Annotated in this window: 19 protein-coding genes; 12 read left to right on the top strand and 7 right to left on the bottom strand. The window is 61.1% G+C overall.

Annotated elements, in window-relative coordinates; translation table 11 throughout:
- The first annotated feature begins 70 nt into the window (after positions 1-70).
- Together FQ192_RS26965 and FQ192_RS26960 are read left to right on the top strand one after the other, a co-directional pair.
- Complete coding sequence (locus tag FQ192_RS26965) at positions 71-940, top strand: LysR family transcriptional regulator (RefSeq protein WP_149661238.1); 870 nt, start codon at positions 71-73, stop codon at positions 938-940.
- Positions 941-1,284: 344 nt separating this feature from the next.
- Positions 1,285-2,844 (top strand): TerC family protein, encoded by a 1,560-nt coding sequence (locus FQ192_RS26960; RefSeq protein ID WP_149661237.1) that lies wholly within the window; start codon positions 1,285-1,287, stop codon positions 2,842-2,844.
- A 20-nt stretch (positions 2,845-2,864) separates the two neighbouring features.
- On the opposite strand, the gene FQ192_RS26955 is transcribed toward FQ192_RS26960, so the two are convergent.
- The gene (locus tag FQ192_RS26955) at positions 2,865-3,296 is read right to left on the bottom strand and encodes a thioredoxin family protein (protein ID WP_149661236.1); all 432 of its coding nucleotides are present in this window, start codon (positions 3,294-3,296) and stop codon (positions 2,865-2,867) included.
- Positions 3,297-3,500: 204 nt separating this feature from the next.
- Between FQ192_RS26955 and FQ192_RS26950 the strand changes: the two genes are divergently transcribed.
- The 9 genes from FQ192_RS26950 (at position 3,501) to FQ192_RS26905 (ending at position 10,832) form a co-directional block, all read left to right on the top strand.
- Positions 3,501-3,728: a plasmid stabilization protein gene (locus FQ192_RS26950; protein ID WP_256672386.1), complete on the top strand. Its 228-nt coding sequence runs from the start codon at positions 3,501-3,503 to the stop codon at positions 3,726-3,728.
- A 268-nt stretch (positions 3,729-3,996) separates the two neighbouring features.
- Positions 3,997-4,845 (top strand): transporter substrate-binding domain-containing protein, encoded by an 849-nt coding sequence (locus tag FQ192_RS26945; protein ID WP_149661235.1) that lies wholly within the window; start codon positions 3,997-3,999, stop codon positions 4,843-4,845.
- A 175-nt stretch (positions 4,846-5,020) separates the two neighbouring features.
- The gene (locus FQ192_RS26940; protein WP_149661234.1) at positions 5,021-5,683 is read left to right on the top strand and encodes an amino acid ABC transporter permease; all 663 of its coding nucleotides are present in this window, start codon (positions 5,021-5,023) and stop codon (positions 5,681-5,683) included.
- 9 nt (positions 5,684-5,692) lie between these two features.
- Positions 5,693-6,355: an amino acid ABC transporter permease gene (locus FQ192_RS26935; RefSeq protein WP_149661233.1), complete on the top strand. Its 663-nt coding sequence runs from the start codon at positions 5,693-5,695 to the stop codon at positions 6,353-6,355.
- On the top strand, positions 6,352-7,143 hold the full coding sequence (locus tag FQ192_RS26930) for an amino acid ABC transporter ATP-binding protein (RefSeq protein ID WP_123407719.1): 792 nt from the start codon (positions 6,352-6,354) through the stop codon (positions 7,141-7,143). The genes FQ192_RS26935 and FQ192_RS26930 overlap by 4 nt, the downstream gene beginning before the upstream one ends.
- A 37-nt stretch (positions 7,144-7,180) precedes the next feature.
- Positions 7,181-7,570: a RidA family protein gene (locus FQ192_RS26925; RefSeq protein ID WP_133836284.1), complete on the top strand. Its 390-nt coding sequence runs from the start codon at positions 7,181-7,183 to the stop codon at positions 7,568-7,570.
- Between the two features lie 174 nt (positions 7,571-7,744).
- Positions 7,745-8,509: an IclR family transcriptional regulator gene (locus tag FQ192_RS26920; RefSeq protein ID WP_133836508.1), complete on the top strand. Its 765-nt coding sequence runs from the start codon at positions 7,745-7,747 to the stop codon at positions 8,507-8,509.
- 39 nt (positions 8,510-8,548) lie between these two features.
- A complete protein-coding gene (locus FQ192_RS26915; protein ID WP_149661232.1) occupies positions 8,549-9,754 on the top strand; it encodes an amino acid deaminase in 1,206 nt (401 codons plus the stop codon).
- A 142-nt stretch (positions 9,755-9,896) separates the two neighbouring features.
- Positions 9,897-10,832 carry a sugar kinase gene (locus FQ192_RS26905; protein ID WP_149661231.1) on the top strand — a complete coding sequence of 312 codons (936 nt, stop codon included), beginning with the start codon at positions 9,897-9,899 and terminating at the stop codon, positions 10,830-10,832.
- A gap of 167 nt (positions 10,833-10,999) precedes the next feature.
- Here FQ192_RS26905 and FQ192_RS26900 read toward each other — a convergent pair whose 3' ends face one another.
- Positions 11,000-11,299, bottom strand: coding sequence for a peptidylprolyl isomerase (locus FQ192_RS26900; protein ID WP_256672389.1), 300 nt, complete (start codon positions 11,297-11,299; stop codon positions 11,000-11,002).
- A gap of 29 nt (positions 11,300-11,328) precedes the next feature.
- Positions 11,329-13,866, bottom strand: coding sequence for a PAS domain S-box protein (locus FQ192_RS26895; protein WP_149661230.1), 2,538 nt, complete (start codon positions 13,864-13,866; stop codon positions 11,329-11,331).
- A gap of 131 nt (positions 13,867-13,997) precedes the next feature.
- On the opposite strand from FQ192_RS26895, the gene FQ192_RS26890 reads away from it, so the two are divergent.
- The gene (locus FQ192_RS26890) at positions 13,998-15,107 is read left to right on the top strand and encodes a PilT/PilU family type 4a pilus ATPase (RefSeq protein ID WP_149661229.1); all 1,110 of its coding nucleotides are present in this window, start codon (positions 13,998-14,000) and stop codon (positions 15,105-15,107) included.
- A 25-nt stretch (positions 15,108-15,132) separates the two neighbouring features.
- Here FQ192_RS26890 and FQ192_RS26885 read toward each other — a convergent pair whose 3' ends face one another.
- The 4 genes from FQ192_RS26885 to FQ192_RS26870 all read right to left on the bottom strand — a co-directional run bounded on the left by FQ192_RS26885 (position 15,133) and on the right by FQ192_RS26870 (position 21,118).
- On the bottom strand, positions 15,133-17,088 hold the full coding sequence (locus tag FQ192_RS26885) for an acetoacetate--CoA ligase (RefSeq protein ID WP_149661228.1): 1,956 nt from the start codon (positions 17,086-17,088) through the stop codon (positions 15,133-15,135).
- A gap of 139 nt (positions 17,089-17,227) precedes the next feature.
- Positions 17,228-18,001, bottom strand: a complete 774-nt coding sequence (locus FQ192_RS26880; RefSeq protein WP_149661227.1) for a 3-hydroxybutyrate dehydrogenase — start codon at positions 17,999-18,001, stop codon at positions 17,228-17,230.
- Between the two features lie 7 nt (positions 18,002-18,008).
- A complete protein-coding gene (locus FQ192_RS26875) occupies positions 18,009-19,400 on the bottom strand; it encodes a GntP family permease (protein WP_149661226.1) in 1,392 nt (463 codons plus the stop codon).
- A 302-nt stretch (positions 19,401-19,702) separates the two neighbouring features.
- Positions 19,703-21,118 (bottom strand): sigma-54-dependent Fis family transcriptional regulator, encoded by a 1,416-nt coding sequence (locus FQ192_RS26870; protein WP_149661225.1) that lies wholly within the window; start codon positions 21,116-21,118, stop codon positions 19,703-19,705.
- Positions 21,119-21,197: the final 79 nt, after the last annotated feature.

Below are 21,197 nucleotides of genomic sequence, written 5' to 3'. Positions count from 1 at the left end.
GCTTATCCCGCTGGCTGCGTTGCTTTGTTAGCTGCCAGTCGGGACTTCATTACCTTTGAGCTAATGCACCATGGATATACGTCATTTCCGCTACTTCCTGGCCGTTGCCCGGCAGCGAAATTTCACCCGTGCGGCTGAGCAACTGGGCATTGCCCCGCCGACCCTGAGTCGACAGATTCAGGACATGGAAACCGAACTCGGCACGCGGCTGTTCCTGCGCCAGCAACGGGAAGTCAGCCTGACCGAGGCCGGCGCGGCGCTGGTGATCGAGGCCGAAGCCACGGTGCGCCAATTCGAGTACGCCCAACGCAACGCCCAGCGCGCCGGACGCGGTGATATCGGCCATATCGAACTGGGTTACGTGGCCTCGGCGGTGTATTCGGGGTTGCTGCAAAAACAGGTGCAGGCCTTTATTCGCGAGTGCCCGGACGTCAGCCTGAATGTGCGGGAAAGCCCAATGGCAGCGTTGCCGGGCATGGTGATCGAGGGCCGGTTCGACATCGGTTACGTGCGCTCGCCGATGACCTTGCCCGAAGGGCTGGAAGCGGTGCGGCTCGATGCGGAAGGCTTTGTGCTGGCGCTGTCGAGTGAGTCCTGGCTGTGCCGCTTGCCGCAGATCAGCCCGGCGCATCTGCAAAACGAAACGTTTATCCTGCCGGAGCAAATCAACGGTACGTTGCAGGTCGCTGCTGAGGGCGGATTCGCGCCTGTTTTAGGGCCCCAACCTGGTGGGTTGGTGGCGGTGATTGCGCTGGTGTCGCTGGGGCAGGGCGTGGCGGTGGTACCGGAATCGGTGGTCGGGCATGTGGGATTGCCGGGTGTGGTGTATCGGGAAATTGAAGGGGGCGAGGCGAGTTCGTGGTTGTCTCTGATTTATCGGCGGTTTGAGCGGTCGGCGGCGGTGGTCAGGTATATCGAGCACATGAAGAGAGGGCGTTAAAAGCGAAAAGATCGCAGCCTTCGGCAGTTCCTACGTGCCTGTGGGCGCCGCCGAAGGCTGCGCTCTTTTGATCTCTCTACAGATCTTGTAATGATTTCCCGCTGTGGGGATTGTGACTTTCACCTGTACGCTCCAAGTCCTTTTTTCCACTCAGGACCTGCATGAACACCCTCCCGGAGCCCCCCAGTCAGCCCTCCATCTCGCGCCTTCGCGCAACCCTGACGCACGTCAAACACCCGGTTTTCCGACCTCTATCTCTTTCTGCATCTACGCTCCCACGGCCCTCGCGCCGCACCTTGCCGTGCCCGGCATTCTGAATTCGCTGAAGAGATCGAGACATTTTTATGGAATGGATAGCTGACCCCACCGCCTGGCTGGGCTTGTTGACGTTGATCGTGCTGGAACTGGTGCTGGGCATCGACAACCTGGTGTTTATCGCGATCCTGGCGGACAAGCTGCCGCCGCATCAGCGCGACCGGGCGCGGATCATCGGTTTGTCCCTGGCGCTGCTGATGCGACTGGGCCTGCTGGCGAGTATTTCCTGGCTGGTGACCCTGACCCAGCCGCTGTTCGAGGTGTTCGACAAGAGCTTCTCGGGGCGTGACCTGATCATGCTGTTCGGTGGTGTGTTCCTGTTGTTCAAGGCCACCATGGAACTGCACGAACGACTCGAAGGCCATGTCGGCCAGCGCACGGGCAATGCGGCTTATGCGATGTTCTGGCCAATCGTGGCGCAGATCGTGGTGCTCGACGCGGTGTTCTCCCTGGATGCGGTGATTACCGCCGTGGGCATGGTCGACGAGCTGGCGGTGATGATGATCGCGGTGATCATCTCCATCGGCCTGATGATCGTCGCCAGCAAGCCGCTGACCCGTTTCGTCAACGAACACCCGACGGTGATCATGCTGTGCCTGGGCTTCCTGATGATGATCGGTTTCGCCCTGACTGCCGAGGGCCTGGGCTTCCACATTCCCAAGGGGTACCTGTACGCGGCCATCGGCTTCTCGATCCTGATCGAAGTGTTCAACCAGATCGCCCGCGCCCGGCGCAAGCGCTCCATGCAAGGTCTGAAGCCTATGCGTGAGCGAACGGCCCATGCGGTGATGCGTTTGCTGGGCGGTCGCACGTTGGCGGTGGAAGAAGTCGGCGAAGAGATTGCCGACCTGCTGGACAACGGTGCAGCGCCGAATGAAGTGCTGTTTGACCGCCGTGAGCGGGTGATGATCAGCGGTGTGCTGCAACTGGCCGAGCGGCCGATTCGTACCCTGATGACGGTGCGGGCTGACGTCGACCATATCGATCTGGCCGACGATGCCGAGACCATTCGTACACGCTTGATGCATTCGTCCTACTCACGCCTGCCGCTGATTCGCAATGGCGCGGTGGATGAGCCATTGGGCTTCGTGCACAAAAAGGAACTGCTCAAGGACTATCTGGCCGGCAATGAGCCCGACCTCCAAGACCTGGCGCGCACGACCATCAACTTGCTCGACAGCTACTCGATCCTCAATGCCCTGGAGCAGATGCGCAAAGCCTCGACCCACATCGCCTTTGTGGTCAATGAATTCGGCGACTTCGTCGGTGTGTTGACCATGACCGACATCCTCGAATCCATCGCCGGCGAATTGCCGGACGCCAGCGAAATCGAAGGCCCGGACGTGGTGCAAGAGCAGGGCGGGTTCATGGTCAGCGGCGCGTTGAGCCTGACGCGGGTGCGTCAGTTGACCGGCTTCAGTGCCGAACCCACCGAGGATTACCAGACCCTGGCCGGGTGGGTGATGAGCGTGCTGGATCGCCTGCCGATCATGGGTGACCGGCATGAGTTGGACGGCTGGACCATGACGGTGGTGGCGGTCGAGGAGCGGCGGGTAGTGCGGGTGTTGTTGGTGCGCAGCGGCGGGTAACGCTGCGCAGGGCGCGCCACTCAAGCCCCGATCAACGTCCGTGCCCGCGCCACCGTGCACAAGCGCCGCAAGGTTCGACGCAACCACGCCAAGTCGTGGCTCGGTTTTCGGGCCACGACTTTGGGTTTCACCTTGCCAATGTGCGCCGCGAAATCGGCGGCCAGCGTTTCCTCGGTGCCAATCCCCTTGAGCTTTTTCAGCAGCTTCCCGTCCTTGTAAAACAATACGGTCGGGGTGCCGGTCACGTTCGGATGCCGGGGCGATTCGCTGGTATTCAACATGTAAATATCTGCCCGATGCCGAAACGACTCGGCAATCGCCCGAAACACTGGCCCGGCGTATTCACACGCAGGGCAGTGCTCATTACCGAAGTACAGAATCACCGGCCGCCAGGTCTTCAGGGCTTTGCGGTAGGTCGGGGCCAAGGCCGTTTGAGGGGTGGTTGAAGTCATTGAAGTCTCCTTTTCACAACGATCAGTGAAGGCTTGTTGACGGTAAAGGAGGGGGGCGGGCGGGTCTACTGTCAGAAATTACAGGTGGGGATTTCCTACGCTGATACGGATATGTCTCGCCGGGTTGCAGGACCGGCCTGACAGGAAACGCGGAAATGCAGAAAGGTGTGAGGTGGTATTTTTCTCGTTCTTCAATCTGAAAATGTGGAGTCCAAGATCAAACCGCAAATCAGGAAGTTCGTAACAAACATCGTTGAACTGAAAAAAGCGCCAGGTGCAGGCGCCGTTGGTGGTGACCTGTTTATAGGCAGCAACGAACCGGTAAAAGAATGCGGCGCGTTGATGACGCGCCAAGAAGATCTCGAATTGATCGCGCTCTGTCATGAACGGAAGAATGATCCGACCATAAAGGTTTCAATTGAAAACCTATGAGCTGACATTTCCTGCACATGCACCGAATCAGCTCACGCAGGCCCAATGTGAACCAACTACCCGCCCACGTGTGACCCTCGGTAGCGCTCCCTCATCCGTGCGTTTGGTAACGCCTTTTCTCCTCTTTCGCACATCCCTTTGATTCAAAACACATTTCAATCTCCGCAACATAACCCCTACTGCCTATGGCACACTTTCTGCTGTCTATTCCGTTGTTACACACCTATATCCGGTATAACGGAATACACAACACTCTGGAGTGCTTGCCATGCATCGCCGACCTTCCTTGTTCAAAGCGTGTGTTTTTCTCTTTGCGGCTACGGCTGCTGCCATGGGCGTTGCCCAGGCGGCGGACAGTAAGCTCGACAGCGTGCTGGCCCGTGGCAAGTTGGTCGTGGGTACAGGCAGTACCAACGCGCCGTGGCATTTCCAGGGAGCGGACGGCAAGTTGCAGGGGTTTGATATCGATATCGGGCACATGATCGCCAAGGGTTTGTTCAACGACCCGAGCAAGGTCGAGTACGTGGTGCAGTCCTCCGATGCGCGGATTCCGAACCTGCTGACGGACAAGGTCGACATCAGTTGCCAGTTCATCACCGTCACCGCCAGCCGTGCGCAGCAGGTTGCGTTCACCCTGCCGTACTACCGCGAAGGTGTCGGCCTGCTGCTGCCGGCCAACAGCAAGTACAAGGAAATCGAAGACCTGAAAGCCGCTGGCGACAGCGTGACCGTGGCCGTGCTGCAGAACGTGTACGCCGAAGAGTTGGTGCATCAGGCGCTGCCTAAAGCCAAGGTCGATCAGTACGACAGCGTCGACCTGATGTACCAAGCCGTGAACTCCGGCCGTGCCGACACCGCTGCCACCGACCAGTCCTCGGTCAAATACCTGATGGTGCAAAACCCTGGCCGCTATCGCAGCCCGACCTACGCCTGGAGCCCGCAAACCTACGCTTGCGCGGTCAAGCGCGGCGATCAGGATTGGCTGAACTTCGTCAACACCGTGCTGCATGAAGCCATGACCGGCGTCGAGTTTCCGACCTACGCGGCATCGTTCAAGCAGTGGTTCGGCGTCGATCTGCCGACCCCAGCTATCGGTTTCCCCGTCGAATTCAAATGAAAACTGCTGCGCTCGGAAATACTGCGTTGAAAACAGACTCGAAATGCTCATTGGCTAAAGCCAACTCCGCTTTCTCGCCTGTTTTCGCCTTGTCTTTCCTTCGCTCGCGACGTTTCCATTTCTTGAGGATGAGCGGGGCGGCTATGAAGGCGCCCCGTTCAAGGTACTGCTGACCATGAACTATCAGTTGAACTTTGCCGCCGTGTGGCGCGATTTTCCCAGTTTGCTGGCGGGGCTCGGTCTGGGCCTGGAGCTGGCGCTGGTGTCGATCGCCATCGGTTGCGTGATCGGCCTGATGATGGCGTTTGCTTTGTTGTCCAAGCATCGCGCGTTGCGGGTGCTGGCGTCGGTGTACGTGACGGTGATCCGTAACACGCCGATTCTGGTGTTGATTCTGTTGATCTACTTCGCCTTGCCGAGCCTGGGGATTCGCCTGGACAAGATCCCCTCGTTCATCATCACCCTGTCGCTGTATGCCGGGGCGTACCTGACCGAAGTGTTCCGTGGCGGGCTGTTGAGCATTCCCAAAGGGCAACGCGAAGCCGGGCTGGCGATTGGCCTCGGCGAGTGGCAGGTCAAGGCCTACGTCACCGTGCCGGTGATGCTGCGCAATGTGCTGCCGGCGTTGTCGAACAACTTCATTTCGCTGTTCAAGGACACCTCCCTGGCGGCCGCGATCGCGGTGCCGGAGCTGACCTATTACGCGCGCAAGATCAATGTCGAGAGCTACCGGGTGATTGAAACCTGGATGGTGACCACAGCGCTCTATGTTGCGGCTTGTTACCTCATTGCCATGATCCTGCGTTATCTCGAGCAGCGTCTGGCGATCCGCCGATAGGAGCCTCCCATGTACGAATCCCCTAGTTGGTTGCATGAGTTGTGGGTGGCGCGGGAAGTGCTCTGGCAGGGCTTTCTGGTCACGGTGCAGTGCTCGGCCCTGGCGATTTTGCTCGGCACGCTGATCGGCATCGTCGCCGGACTGGTGCTGACCTACGGCAATGTCTGGATGCGCGCACCGTTTCGTTTCTACGTCGACCTGATCCGTGGCACGCCGGTGTTTGTGCTGGTGCTGGCCTGCTTTTATATGGCACCGGCGCTGGGCTGGCAGATCAGCGCGTTTCAGGCCGGGGCCTTGGGGCTGACGCTGTTCTGCGGCTCCCACGTCGCTGAAATCGTGCGCGGGGCACTGCAAGCCTTGCCACGCGGGCAGATGGAAGCGAGCAAGGCGATTGGCCTGACGTTTTATCAGTCCCTGGGTTACGTGTTGTTGCCCCAGGCGCTGCGGCAGATCCTGCCGACCTGGGTCAACTCGTCCACTGAGATCGTCAAGGCCTCGACCTTGCTCTCGGTGATCGGCGTCGCCGAGTTGCTGCTCAGCACGCAACAGATCATCGCCCGGACCTTCATGACCCTGGAGTTCTACCTGTTCTCCGGTTTCCTCTTTTTCGTCATCAACTACGCCATCGAATTACTCGGCCGGCACATTGAAAAGCGGGTGGCTTTGCCATGACTCAGACTTCTGTTGCACCTAACGGCCAGGCCCTGCTGGACATTCGCGGCCTGCACAAACAATACGGCAAGCTTGAAGTGCTCAAGGGCGTCGACCTGACCATGCAGCGCGGCAACGTGGTCACGCTGATCGGCTCCAGCGGCTCGGGCAAGACCACGCTGCTGCGTTGCGTGAACATGCTCGAAGAATTCCAGGGCGGGCAGATCCTGCTCGACGGCGAATCCATTGGCTATGACGAGGTCAACGGCAAACGCGTGCGCCATGCCGAAAAGGTCATTGCCCGGCATCGTGCGATGACTGGTATGGCGTTCCAGCAATTCAACCTGTTCCCGCACCTCACCGCGTTGCAGAACGTCACCCTCGGTTTGCTCAAGGTCAAGAAGCTGCACAAGGATGAAGCCGTGGCGCTGGCCGAGAAATGGCTGGAGCGCGTGGGCCTGTATGAACGGCGGGATCACTATCCCGGTCAGTTGTCCGGTGGTCAGCAACAGCGGGTGGCGATTGCCCGGGCGATTGCGATGAACCCGAGCCTGATGCTGTTCGACGAAGTCACCTCGGCCCTCGACCCGGAACTGGTCGGCGAAGTGCTGAACGTGATCAAGGGCCTGGCCGACGAAGGCATGACCATGTTGCTGGTGACCCACGAAATGCGCTTTGCCTTCGAAGTCTCGGACAAGATTGTCTTCATGAACCAGGGGCGGATCGAAGAGCAGGGGCCGCCCAAGGAATTGTTTGAACACCCGAAATCGCCACGCTTGGCGGAATTTCTCAAGAACACCCGTTTCTGATTTTTTCAGAAGAATTTTTTAAGCAGGAGAAACACTCATGAGCATTACTCGTTACGGCACCGGCAGCACCGCCGGTGGCGGCCAGCCTCGTCCTTTCGCCCGCGCCGTTGAAGCCGATGGCTGGCTGCACGTGTCCGGCCAGGTGCCGGCGCTGAATGGCGAAATCATCGTGGGCGGCATCGTCGAGCAGACCCACCAGACCATGAAAAACCTGATCGCGATCCTCGAAGAAGCCGGTTACGGCCTCGAAGACGTGGTGCGCGCCGGCGTGTGGCTGGAAGACCCGCGGGACTTCTGGAGCTTCAACAAGGTGTTCTCCGAGTACTTCAAAAGCGAACACGCCCCGGCCCGGGCCTGTGTGCAGGCGAACATGATGGTTGATTGCAAGGTTGAGATTGACTGCATTGCTTACAAGAAAAAGGCCTGAGATTGGCGGTGACTGCTTCGCGGGCAAGCCTCGCTCCTACAGGGTATGTGATCGTTCCTAGCTCCGCGTGGGAATGCCGCCAGGGACGCTCCGCGTTCCGCTTCGGATGTGACGCAGAGCGTGGGAACGATCATTAGCGTTAAACTCCCGGCACTTTGAATGGGAACCTGAAACATGACCGAAGACACCATCAAGCGCCGGGCTCGCGGTCTGGACCGGGCGTTCGATATTCTCGATTTCCTCAAGGAAATCGGCCAACCGCTGCGCCCGAACGAAATTGCCAGCGGCATCGGCAGCCCGAAATCCACGGTCTACGAACTGGTGGCCTCGCTGCTGGAACGGCGCATTCTCGAACCCGTGGGCAAGGACGGTCACGTCTACCTGGGCCGTCAGCTGTATTTCCTCGGCCAGGCGCACTTGCGCCATTTCGACCTGACCCGCGAGGCCGATCACGCCTTGCAGGAAATCGTCAGCCAGACCCACGAAACCGCGCAGATGTGCCTGCTCAACGGGCGCAAGTACACCGTGGCACTGATGAAAGAGGGCGAGCGGCATTTCCGCATTTCCTCGGACATCGGCGAAAACGCACCGATTCCCTGGACTGCGTCCGGGCGCCTGCTGCTGTCGCATTTGAGCGATCAGTCCATCATCGACCTGATCGACCACGACGACTTCATCCTGCCCAACGGCGAACGCCTGCCGCTGGAGCAGTTTCTCCAGGAAATCCGTCAGGCCGGTATCGACGGCTTTTTCTCGTTTGATAGCGTCGCCGACACCTTCACCCATTGCTTCGCCGCCCCGGTCAAAGACCCCAATGGCGTGGCCATTGCGACCCTGTGCATCGTCGCTCCACGGGCCGATGCCAAGAACAACTACAACGACTATCGCCGGGTGCTGATCGACAGCGCCAACAACCTGGCCCGGCGTATCAACGAATAACCGCGGCTGCTGGCGGCCGCGAATGTAAGGAGTTGGATCATGTCTTCTGCTGCCGTAGAAAAAGGCTTTGCGCAAACCGGCGCGCACCTGGTGCGAGACGTCAGCCTGCCGGCGCTGGTGCTGCACCGTGAAGCGCTGGAACACAACATCCGCTGGATGCAGGCGTTCGTCAGCAACAGCGGCGCAGAACTGGCGCCCCACGGCAAGACCAGCATGACCCCGGCGCTGTTTCGCCGGCAACTGGACGCCGGCGCCTGGGGCATCACCCTGGCCAGCGCCACCCAAACCCGCGCGGGTTACGCCCATGGCGTGCGCCGGGTGCTGATGGCCAACCAACTGGTGGGCACGCCGAATATGGCGCTGATCGCTGATTTGCTGGCCGACTCGACCTTCGATTTCCATTGCATGGTCGATCACCCGGACAACGTCGCCGACCTCGGCGCGTACTTCGCTTCTCGCGGCGTGCGTTTGAACGTGATGATCGAATACGGCGTGGTCGGTGGCCGTTGCGGCTGCCGCACCGAGCAGGAAGTCATCGAACTGGCCAAGGCCATCGCCGCGCAACCCGCACTGGCGTTGACCGGCATCGAAGGTTACGAAGGTGTGATTCACGGCGATCACGCCGAGACCGGCATCCGTGAATTCGCCGCGTCCCTGGTGCGCCTGGCGGTGCAGTTGCAGGACAGCGGCGCGTTCGCGATTCCAAAACCGATCATCACCGCGTCGGGCTCGGCCTGGTACGACCTGATCGCCGAATCCTTCGAAGCCCAGAACGCCGGTGGACGCTTCCTCAGCGTGCTGCGCCCCGGCAGTTACGTGGCCCACGACCACGGCATCTACAAAGAAGCGCAATGCTGCGTGCTCGACCGTCGCAGCGACCTGCACGAAGGCCTGCGCCCGGCGCTGGAAGTCTGGGCGCATGTGCAGTCGATGCCGGAACCGGGGTTTGCAGTGATCGCCCTCGGTAAACGTGACGTGGCGTATGACGCCGGTTTGCCGGTGCCATTGTTGCGTTACAAGGCGGGCGTAATTCCGGCGATTGGCGACGATGTGAGCGCCTGCAAAGTGACGGCGGTGATGGACCAGCATGCGTTCATGACCGTGGCGCCGGGCGTTGAATTGCGGGTCGGGGACATCATTTCGTTTGGCACTTCCCACCCGTGCCTGACCTTTGATAAATGGCGCACCGGGTGTCTGGTGGACGAGCAGTTGCAGGTGATTGAAACCATGGAAACCTGTTTCTAACCCCTAATTGATCGTTCCCACGCTCTGCGTGGGAATGCCTCACTGGACGCTCCGCGTCCGCTTCGGCATGTGACGCGGAGCGTCACGGGCTGCATTCCCACGCAGAGCGCGGGAACTATCAACACCAGAGAACCCTAAATCCATGAACACCATCAACACCCTGGGCCCCAACACCCCGCGCATCGCCCTGATCGGCGAGTGCATGATCGAGCTCCAGCAGCGCGCCGACGGCAGCCTGCAACAAAGCTTCGGCGGCGACACCCTGAACACCGCCGTCTACTTGTCCCGGGAACTGGGGGGCGGTGGCACGGTGGATTACGTCACGGCGCTGGGCGATGACAGCTTCAGCGATGCCATGTGCCAGAGTTGGGCCGCCGAAAACATCGGCCTGGACCTGGTCCAGCGCTTGCCTGGTCGTTTACCAGGTTTGTACTGCATCCAGACCGACGCCGCCGGCGAGCGTCGCTTCCTGTACTGGCGTAACGAAGCGGCCGTGCGCAGTTGCTTCACCACCCCGGCGGCCGCGCCGGTCCTGGCGGCGTTGCCGGATTACGACGTGCTGTATTTCAGCGGCATCACCCTGGCGGTACTCGGTGAGCAAGGTCGGGAAAAGTTGCTGGAAACCCTGATCGAAGCCCGGCAACGGGACGCGCGGATCGTCTTCGACAACAACTATCGACCACGTTTGTGGGCATCGGTGGAAGAGGCGAGGGTGGCGTATCGCAGCGTATTGCCGTACGTGGATCTGGCACTGCTAACCGTGGATGACGAACAGGCGCTGTTTCATTTTTCCGATTGCGATGCCGTGTTTGAGGCGTATGCGCAGATCGGCACGCCGGAAGTGGTGCTCAAGCGTGGCGCCGAGGCTTGCCTGATTCGTTGCGGCGGGGAGTCATTCGAAGTGCCGGCGCAAAAGGTCGAGCGCGTGGTGGACACCACGGCGGCGGGGGATTCGTTCAGCGCGGCGTATCTCGCCAGTCGGCTCAAGGGCGGAAGCCCGGTTGAAGCGGCGCAGGCGGGGCATCGGTTGGCGAGCAGAGTGATCCAAGTCCCCGGAGCGCTAATCCCCAAAGATTGAAGTGCGACCCTGTGGCGAGGGGGCTTTTGTGGCGAGGGGGCTTGCCCCCGTTGGGTGGCGAAGCCGCCCCTTGCGATTCTTCTAACAACCGCATCCACAGGTTTACGACTGCTTCGCAGCCGAACGGGGGCAAGCCCCCTCGCCACAGGGGCCCTCAAGCCACCCCATCAATCCCGATAAAACACCTGCACCAGGTGATACCCGAACTTGCTCTTGATCGGCCCATGCACCACCCGCAGCGGTTTCTTGAAAATCACCGCATCAATCACCCCGACCATCTGCCCCGGCCGCACTTCACCCAAGTCGCCGCCACGCTTGCCGGACGGGCAGGTGGAGTACTTTTTGGCCAGCACATCGAAGGCTTCGCCCTTGGCGATGCGTTGTTTGAGCTGCTCGGCTTCTTCCGAGGTTTTCACCAGAATATGGCGGGCTTGAGCTTTCATTGAGGCAGACCTTGTAACGGTGATGACAAACGGGCGCGGGATTATGCCTTAACTCACTCCGGTTGGCCGATCATCGTGCGAATCTTGTTGGCCAGCAGGTCGATGGAAAACGGTTTGGCCACCATGTCCATGCCTTCTTCGAGGAAGCCCTGGCGTTCGGCGGCTTTCTCCGCATAACCGGTCATGAACAGCACTTTGAGGTCCGGGCGATGCTGACGGGCGATTTCCGCCAGTTGCCGACCGTTCATTCCCGGTAACCCGACATCGGTCACCAGCAAGTCGACCCGCAAATCGGATTCAAGCAACGGCAGGGCGGCCCGGGCGTCTTCGGCTTCGTGGGCGTGATAGCCCAGCTCATTGAGCAAATCGAGCACCAGCATGCGCACCGCCGGATCGTCTTCCACCAGTACCACGGTTTCCCCGGCAATCGCCGAGGGCGCTTCGCCGGTGACTGGCAGCAAAGTGTCCTGAGGCGCGCCAAGGTGCAGGCGTGGCAAGTACAGGCGCACGCACGTGCCCTGGTCCGGCACGCTGTCGAGGCTGACATGCCCGCCGGATTGCTGGGCAAAACCGTAGATCATCGACAGCCCCAAACCGGTGCCCTGGCCGATGGGTTTGGTGGTGAAGAACGGATCGAACGCCTTGGCCAGCACCGACGGGGTCATGCCGGTGCCGTTGTCGCTGACGGCGATCATCAGATAGTCCCCGGCCTTGACCGACTCCAGCGGCGTAAGGTCGTTACCGTCGAGGTAGACGTTGGCGGTTTCTATCAGCAACCGGCCGCCATCGGGCATCGCGTCCCGGGCGTTGATCACCAGGTTGAGCAGGGCGTTTTCCAGTTGGCTGAGGTCGGTGCTCACCGGCCACACCTCGTCGGCCAGTTGCAGCACCAGTTCGATATGGTCGCCCTTGGTGCGGCTGAGCAGGTCTTCCAGGGAATGGATCAGCTCATTGGCGTTCAGCGGTTTGCGGTCCAGGGACTGACGCCGGGAGAACGCCAGCAGCCGGTGAGTCAGGGCCGCCGCGCGTTTGGCCGAGGACACCGCCGCTTCAGTGAAACGCCCGATCTCGGCGGCACGGCCATCGGCGATGTAGCGTTGCATCAGGTCGAGGCTGCCGATGATCCCGGTGAGCATGTTGTTGAAGTCATGGGCGATGCCGCCAGTGAGTTGGCCCACCGCTTCCATTTTCTGCGCATGGCGCAACGCATCTTCGGCACGCTCGCGCTCAAACATCTCGTTTTGCAGGCGCTGGTTGGCTTCGGCCAGTTGCTGGGTGCGGGCGATCACCCGCTCTTCGAGGGTTTCATTGAGGTTGCGCAGGGCTTCCTCAGTCTGTTTGCGCTCGGTTTCATCGATCACGAAGATGTAGAAGCCGTTGACCGCGCCGTCCGCACCGTGGCGCGGCAGGTAATTCATCAGGGCGCTGCGGATGCTGCCGTCACGGTGCGCGGCGTCGATGCTGAACGAACAGGGCTTGCCGGTCAGCGCCTCGGCGATGTAGTGGGCGCGCAAGGCGTAGGCTTCGTCGCCGAGCACTTCCTGGATGGTCCGGCCGAACAGTTCCTGGGGCGTCAGGCCGTACCAGTCGAGGTACGCGGCGTTGTTCAGGCGAAAGCGTTCTTCGCGGTCGACGTAGCTGATCAGGATCGGCATCGCGTTGATGATCAGTTGCAGCTCGGTCTGACTCTGGCGCAGGGCTTGTTCGGTGTGTTTGCGTTCGGTCAGGTCCAGGGCGGCGCCGAGAAAACGCATCGGCCGGCCATGGTGATCCTTGTAGCAGCGGCCCCGGGCAAACACCCAGCGCAGTTCGCCGTCGGGTTGCAGCAGGCGGTATTCCTCGGCGTACTCGGTGCCGTGGGTGATGCAGTGTTTGATGCTGCGCGCCACCATGCCCCGGTCTTCCGGGTGTACGCCGTGCAGGTACTCGCTGATAGGTAATTGGCTGGCCATCGTCGGGTCAACCCCGTGCAGTTGCGCAAAGTGCGCGTCGGCGATGAAGCGGTCTTCGCCGATGTCCCAGTCCCAAGTGCCGACCGCGTCGGTGGCGGCCAGGGCCAGTTGCAGGCGTTGTTCGGTTTCGTGCTGGGCCTTGAGGCTGGCGGCGGAGCGCTGTTCGAGTTCGAGGGCGATGCGTCGCCGTTCATTGGTTTCGATGGCGGTGACCAGGATCCCGGCGACCTCGGCGTTTTCATCGCGGATCGGGCTGTAGGTCAAATCCAGCCAGAAGTCGGAATCCCGTCCGTCGCGTTGTAGGGTAAAGCGCTGTTCGCTGTAGGTCCGCACCTGTCCTTGTAGGACGGCGCTGTAGATCGGGTCGGTAAAGTCTTTTAATTCAGGCCATATCTGGTGCGTGGGCTGTCCGAAAGCGTGCGGATGCTTGTGGCCGGACAGCAAGGCGAAGCCGTCGTTGTAGATCTGCGTGAGCTGTGGCCCCCACAGCAGGAGCATGGGCATCGGCGAATGAATCACGATGTCCACCGCGGTGCGCAGGCTCTGCGGCCAGGTACTGGCGGCGCCCAGGGGGCTGCGGCTCCAGTCTAGTCGGGCGATCAGGGCCTGGGCATCGCTGCCGGTCGGTGATGCGTTCATCAAGATGTCCTGCACGTCAGTCGGTGTGGCTACGTCTACTATCCTTGCAGGGCGGTAGTCGCTGGATGACCCGAGGCGTCATGCTGTCGGGTCATATTTGCTCATTGAATGCTTCGCGGGTGCTTTTTGCCATGGAAATCGATTTATTGTTGCGGCAACTGGCCAGCCAGGAGGGCTCCGATCTGTACCTTTCCACCGGTGCGCCACCCAGCGCGCGGTTCGACGGTGTGCTCAAAGCCCTGTCCGATCAGCGGTTCAAACCGGGGGAAATCGCCGCCATCGCCGAATCCATCATGGACGCCGAACAGCGGCTGGAGTTCGATCGGGATTTGGAAATGAACCTGGCCATCTCCCTGGCCGGGGTCGGGCGTTTTCGGATCAATATCTTCAAACAGCGCAACGACGTGTCGATCGTGGCGCGCAACATCAAGCTCGACATCCCGCGTTTCGAAGACCTCAACTTGCCGGCGGTGCTGCTGGAAACGGTGATGCTCAAGCAGGGCCTGATGCTGTTCGTCGGTGCCACCGGCTCGGGCAAGTCCACGTCCCTGGCGGCCCTCATCGATTACCGCAACCGCCACAGCAGTGGCCATATCATCACCATCGAAGACCCGGTGGAGTATATCCATCGGCACAAAAAGTCGATCATCAACCAGCGGGAGGTCGGCGTTGATACCCGAAGTTTTCATGCCGCGTTGAAAAACACCCTGCGCCAGGCGCCGGATGTGGTGCTGATCGGCGAAATTCGCGACCGCGAGACCATGGAGCACGCCCTGGCCTTTGCCGATACCGGCCATCTGGTCATCTCCACCTTGCATGCCCACAACGCCAACCAGGCGCTGGACCGCATCATCAACTTCTTCCCGCAAGAGCGCCGGGAACAACTGCTGCATGACCTGGGCAACAACCTCAAGGCGTTCGTGTCCCAACGGCTGGTGCGCACCCTGGATGGGCAGCGGCGGGCGGCGGTGGAGGTGATGCTGGGGACGCCGACCATTGGCGACCTGATCCGGCGCAATGAGTTTGATGAGGCGAAAGGGATCATGGAGAAGTCGGCGGAACTGGGGATGCAGACGTTTGACGGGGCGCTGTATGGGTTGGTCGTGGAGGGGGCGATCAGCGAGGATGAGGCGTTGAAGCATGCCGACTCGGTGAATAATTTGCGGTTGCGGCTGAAGCTGCACGCCGATACATCGCCCAAAACCCAGCCACCGCCCGGTGAATGGGGCCTCATGGACTAACACCAGCCCCTACGGGGGCTTGGGTTCAGTCATTGAGTTCGGGGCGATTGCGAAATTGCTCCAACGCCTCGGGATTGGCCAGTGCATCAGTGTTTTTCACGGGTTGTCCGTGCACCACATTCCTCACCGCCAACTCCACAACCTTGCCGCTGATCGTCCGAGGAATATCGCTGACCGCGACGATCTTCGCCGGCACATGCCGGGGCGTGGTGTTGGCGCGGATGACCTGGCGAATCTGCTGTTGCAGGGTTTCATCGAGCGTGACGCCGTCCGTGAGGCGCACAAACAGCACCACCCGCACGTCATCCTGCCATTGCTGGCCGATGGCGACGCTGTCCAGCACCTGCGGCACTTTCTCCACCTGGCGATAAATCTCCGCCGTGCCAATGCGCACGCCGCCGGGGTTGAGCACCGCGTCGGAGCGACCGTGAATCATCATCGCGCCGTGGTGCAGCTGTTCGGCGTAGTCGCCCTGGGCCCAGACCCCGGGAAAAAGGCTGAAATAGGATTTGCGCAGCTGTTCGCCGTCCGGGTCATGCCACAGGCCGACGGGCATCGCCGGGAAGTGGCGAGTGCAGACCAGCTCACCTTTCTCGCCGATCACCGGTTGGCCGGCGTCATTCCAGACCTCGACCGCCATGCCCAGGCTTTTGCCCATGATCTCGCCACGGCGGACCGGCGACAGCGGATTGCCATTGACGAAGCACGAAACGATATCAGTGCCGCCGGACATCGAGGCCAGGCACACGTCCGCCTTGAGGTCGCGATAGACAAAAACGTAGCTCTGCGGTGACAGCGCCGAGCCGGTGCAGAGCAGGGTTTGCAGGCTGCTCAGATCGTGACTCTGCCGAGGTTTCAACCCACTGCTTTCCAGGGTCGCGAGGAACTTGGGGCTGGTGCCGAAGACGTTGATGCGCTCGTCGTCGATCAGGTCGATCAAGCGCTCCGGGCCGGGGTGGAACGGTGAGCCGTCGTACAACACCACGGCACTGCCGACCGCCAGGGCCGAGACCAGCCAGTTCCACATCATCCAGCCGCAGGTGGTGTAGTAGAACAAGCGGCTGCCGGGGCCGAGATCGCCATGCAGCCCATGCTCCTTGGCGTGTTGCAACAACACGCCGCCGGTGCTGTGGATGATGCATTTGGGCACGCCGGTGGTGCCGCTGGAGTAGAGGATGTACAGCGGATGGGCGAACGGCACGGGAACAAAATCCGGTTCGCCGCCGATGTCGTAAAAATCGTCCCAGAGCGTGACGTTGGCCTGGGTGTGGAATTCGTCGATGTGCGTATGGGGTCGGGCGTAAGGCACGACGATCAACTGCTCCAGGGTGGGCAACCGTGCGAGGATCTCGTTGACCTTGGCGCGCTGGTCGATCTCCTTGCCGGCGTAGCGATAACCGGCGCAGGTAATCAGCACTTTGGGTTCGATCTGGCCGAAACGGTCGATCACCCCTTGGGTGCCGAAGTCCGGCGAGGAACAGGACCAGATCGCCCCGAGGCTGGTGGTCGCGAGCATCGCCACCAGGGTTTGCCAGGTGTTGGGCATGCACGCCGCCACCCGGTCACCCACGCCGACTCCGGCGGCTTTCAAGCTGTTCTGGAGGCCGGCGACATGGCTGGCCAGTTCGGCCCAGGTCAGTTGTTCACGCTGACCGTTTTCAGCCACGGCGACCACTGCCACGGCATCGTCGCGACGGCGCAGCAGGTGCTCGGCAAAGTTCAGGGTCGCGCCGGGGAACCACTCGGCACTGGGCATGTGCGGGCCTTCGCGCAGCACGGCGTCGGGCTGGTCGTGGAAGCGGATATCGAAGCAATCGACGATCGCCTGCCAGAAGGCTTCCCGCTGATCGATGGACCATTGGTGCAGGGTAGGGTAGTCGTCGATCTTGAGGTGATGGCGCTGATTGACGAAGCGCCGAAAGGCCTCCATGCGGGTCTTGCCGATGCGCTGGGCGCTGGGTTGCCAGAGGATGTCGGACATGGCTTGCCTCTCTTTTAGTCAGATCGTTCCCACGCTCTGCGTGGGAATGCAGCCCGGGACGCTCCGCGTCCCAAAATCGGACGCAGGGCGTCCATTGAGGCATTCCCACGCAGAGCGTGGGAACGATCCGGGTGGCGGATTACTGGGCCAACCACCCACCATCAATATTCCACGCCGCGCCCCGCACCTGGCTGCCGGCCTCGCTGCACAAGAACAGCACCAGTTCTCCCAGTTGCGGCGGGGTCACGAATTCCAGGGACGGCTGCTTCTCGGCCAACAAATCATGCTGCGCCTGCTGCGGGTCAATCCCGGTGGCGGCGCGATCGTCAATCTGCTTCTGCACCAGCGGCGTCAACACCCAGCCCGGGCAAATGGCGTTGCAGGTCACCTGGGTGGTCGCAGTTTCCAGACCGACTACCTTGGTCAAGCCGATCACTCCATGCTTGGCCGCCACATAAGCGGCTTTGCCTACCGACCCCACCTGGCCATGAACCGAGGCGACGTTGATGATCCGCCCCCAATTCTTTGCACGCATACGCGGCAGGCACAGCCGGGTGCTGTGAAACACCGAGGACAAATTGATCGCGATAATCGAATCCCAGCGCTCCAGCGGAAAGTCTTCCACCGCCGCCACATGCTGGATCCCGGCGTTGTTCACCAGAATGTCGACGCCGCCGAACTCGCGCTCGGCGTAGGCGATCATCTCGGCGATGTCCTCGGGTTTGCTGACGTCCGCCGGGTGATGCCCGACCTTGCCGCCAAATTGCTGGACTTCGGCAATCACCTTCGCGGCATCGCCGAAGCCGTTGAGCACCACGTTGGCGCCGGCCTTGGCCAGGCTCAGGGCGATGCCCAGGCCGATGCCGCTGGTGGAGCCGGTGACCAATGCGGTCTTGCCAGTCAGATTCGTCATGAATACCTCACACAATGCCAGTGGCGTAGAAAGTGCCGATCACCACAAAAACCGCCAGGGTCTTGATCAGCGTAATACAGAAAATGTCTTTGTAGGCTTCGCGGTGGGTCAGGCCGGTGACCGCGAGCAGGGTAATCACTGCGCCGTTGTGCGGCAGGGTGTCCATGCCGCCGCTGGCCATCGCCGCCACCCGGTGCAGCACTTCCAGCGGAATGTTTGCGGCGTGGGCGGCGGCGATGAAGTCATTGGCCATCGCCGCGAGGGCGATGCTCATGCCGCCCGAGGCGGAACCGGTGATACCGGCCAGCAGCGTCACGGTAATCGCTTCGTTGACCAGCGGGTTGGGGATGCTTTTCAGCCAGTCGGCCAGCACCAGGAAGCCCGGCAACGAGGCGATCACCGCACCAAACCCGTATTCCGACGCGGTGTTCATCGCCGCCAGCAATGCGCCGCTGACCGCACTTTTGCTGCCTTCAGCGAGTTTGGTGCGAATCGCCTGGAAGCCAAACACCAGCACCATGATGATGCCGACCAGCAGCGCCGCCTGTACCGCCCAGATCGCCGTGAGTTTGGCGATTTCGGTGGTCACCGGCGTGGCCATGCCTGGCAGCGCGAGGCTGTGGGTCTTGCCGTACCACTGCGGGATCCACTGGGTGAACAGCAGGTTCATGACGCCCACCGCCAGCAGTGGCGACAGGGCGATCCACGGGTTCGGCAGCTTGATGTCTTCGGCGGTTTCCGGCTCGTTGCGCAGCTCGGTGCCGTAACCTTCACCGGCGCGCTGAGCCTTGTTGCGTTGGCGCTGGAGGAACAGCATGCCGGTGCAGAATACGAAAATCGTCCCGATCAAACCCAGCCACGGCGCCGCCCAGGCGGTGGTGTTGAAGAAGGTGCTGGGGATGATGTTCTGGATTTGCGGGGTGCCGGGCAGGGCGTCCATGGTGAAGGAAAACGCGCCGAGGGCGATGGTCGCCGGGATCAGGCGTTTTGGGATATTGCTCTGGCGGAACATCTCGGCGGCAAACGGATACACCGCGAACACCACCACAAACAGCGACACGCCGCCGTAGGTCAGCAACGCGCAGACCAGCACGATCACCAGCATCGCCTGGCGGGTGCCGAGCAGTTTGATCGCGGCCGCCACAATGGAGCGCGAAAAGCCCGACAACTCAATCAGCTTGCCGAACACCGCACCGAGCAGGAACACCGGGAAATACAGTTTGATGAAGCCGACCATTTTCTCCATGAACACCCCGGTAAACGCAGGGGCGACGGCGGAAGGGTCGGTGAGCAGGACGGCGCCGAGGGCGGCAATCGGGGCAAAGAGGATAACGCTGTAGCCACGGTAAGCAGCCAGCATCAACAGCGCGAGGGCTGCCAAGGCAATGATCACACTCATGGGTGTGTCTCTCCTGAATTGTTATTTTTGTAAGGTGGATCTTTTGTGGAGGAGGGCTTTAGCGGGAATCGTGCCAGGTGGTTAAGGTGTTGAAATATAAGGGGATATTGGTTTTACCTGGTGATGTTTTCAGACTTTTGTCTCTGTTTTGAGATGTATGGTGATCTGGCGGGCGCTTTCGCGGGCAAGCCTCGCTCCTACAAGTGCGAGGTGTAGGCATAATCCGCGAACGCCACAAAGCCCTGTAGGAGCAAGGCTTGCCCGCGATGGCGTACTTTCTACCAACAGAGATCAATGTCTCGTTATTGAGACTCTGCAATCCCCAACGCCACCATCTTCTTGTACAACGTCGACCGCCCAAGCCCCAACCGCGCCGCCGCTTCAATCACCTTGCCGCCACAGTGCGCGAGCGCCGATTCAATCAACTGCCGATCAAACCGCTCCCGAGCCTCACTGAACGTCTCATGGCCGACGGATTCAATCGCCTGCGCCGCCACCCGCGTCACCGGGGTCAATGTGCCAATCGCCGCCCGAATATCCGTCGCAGTCAACATCAAGTCATCGCTAAGCAACGCCGCGCGTTCCAACACATTGCGCAGTTCGCGGATGTTCCCCGGCCAGGCGTGTTGGCCCAGCAGGTCCAGTGCCTCGCGGTTCAACTCGTGCTGACTGCGCAGCTCTTCGAGAATCGCTTCGCTCAGGGCCGGGATGTCGTCGAGGCGGTCACGCAACGGCGGGACCTGGATGGGCAGCACGTTGAGGCGGTAATACAGATCGGCACGAAACTCGCCGCGCTTGATCGCTGCTTCCAGATCCGTGGAGGTCGCGGCAATCACCCGCACATCGCTCTGGATCACTTCGTTGGAGCCCACCGGCTCGAACTCTTTTTCCTGCAACACCCGCAGCAACTTGCTTTGCAGGGGCAAGGGCATGTCGCCGATCTCATCGAGGAACAGGGTGCCGCCCTGGGCGATCTGTAACTTGCCGACCCGGCCCTTGCGGTCCGCGCCGGTAAACGCGCCGGGGGCGGTGCCGAAGAACTCGGCTTCCAGCAATGCCTCGGGAATTGCCGCGCTGTTGATGCTGACAAACGCCTTGTGCGCCCGGGGCGATGCCCCGTGGATGGCTTGGGCCAGCAACTCCTTGCCGGTGCCGGTTTCGCCGAGCAGCAACACCGGCGACTCGGCGCTGGCACTGCGCCGGGCACGGCGTTTGACTTCCAGGCTGGCGGCGCTGGTGCCGATGAAATGGGCGAAGTTGTACTTGGTTTGCCGCGCCCGTAGCAGCGAGCGGGTGGAAGCCAGTTCTTCCTGCATGCTCAGGTAGCGCTTGAGCATCGGCGACAGGCTGCGTAATTCGTCGAACAGCGCAAAGCCGATGGCGCCGATCACCGCGCCGGCATCGTCGTGAATCGGCAGGCGCATCACCACCAGCGGTTCCTTGGGTGTGTCCTGCATGTCCAGCAGGATCGGGCGGCCGGTGCGCACCACGTCACGCAGCAAACTGCCGGGGATCACGCTTTCACAGGCTTTGCCGATTGCGACCTCTGCCGATTCCAGGCCGAAGCGCCGGGCGTAGCGTTCGTTCATCCAGACGATATTGGCGTCGCGATCGACAATCACCGTGCCTTCGCTCGATTGCTCGATGATCTCGAACAGCGAGCGGATCGCCAGCAGGCGCACGCGCTGGTAGTCCTTGAGGCTTTCGGTGGTGTTCATGTTTGTCATGTCCGGAATGTGTGTTGTTTGTCAGGGCCTCTTCGCGGGCAAGCCTCGCTCCTACAGGGGAGGTGGCGTT

The sequence above is a fragment of the Pseudomonas sp. ANT_J12 genome (genome assembly GCF_008370045.1).
Lineage (GTDB): Bacteria > Pseudomonadota > Gammaproteobacteria > Pseudomonadales > Pseudomonadaceae > Aquipseudomonas.
Note: the sequence above shows the minus strand (reverse complement) of the source record. Positions and strands in the feature narration are given on the sequence as shown.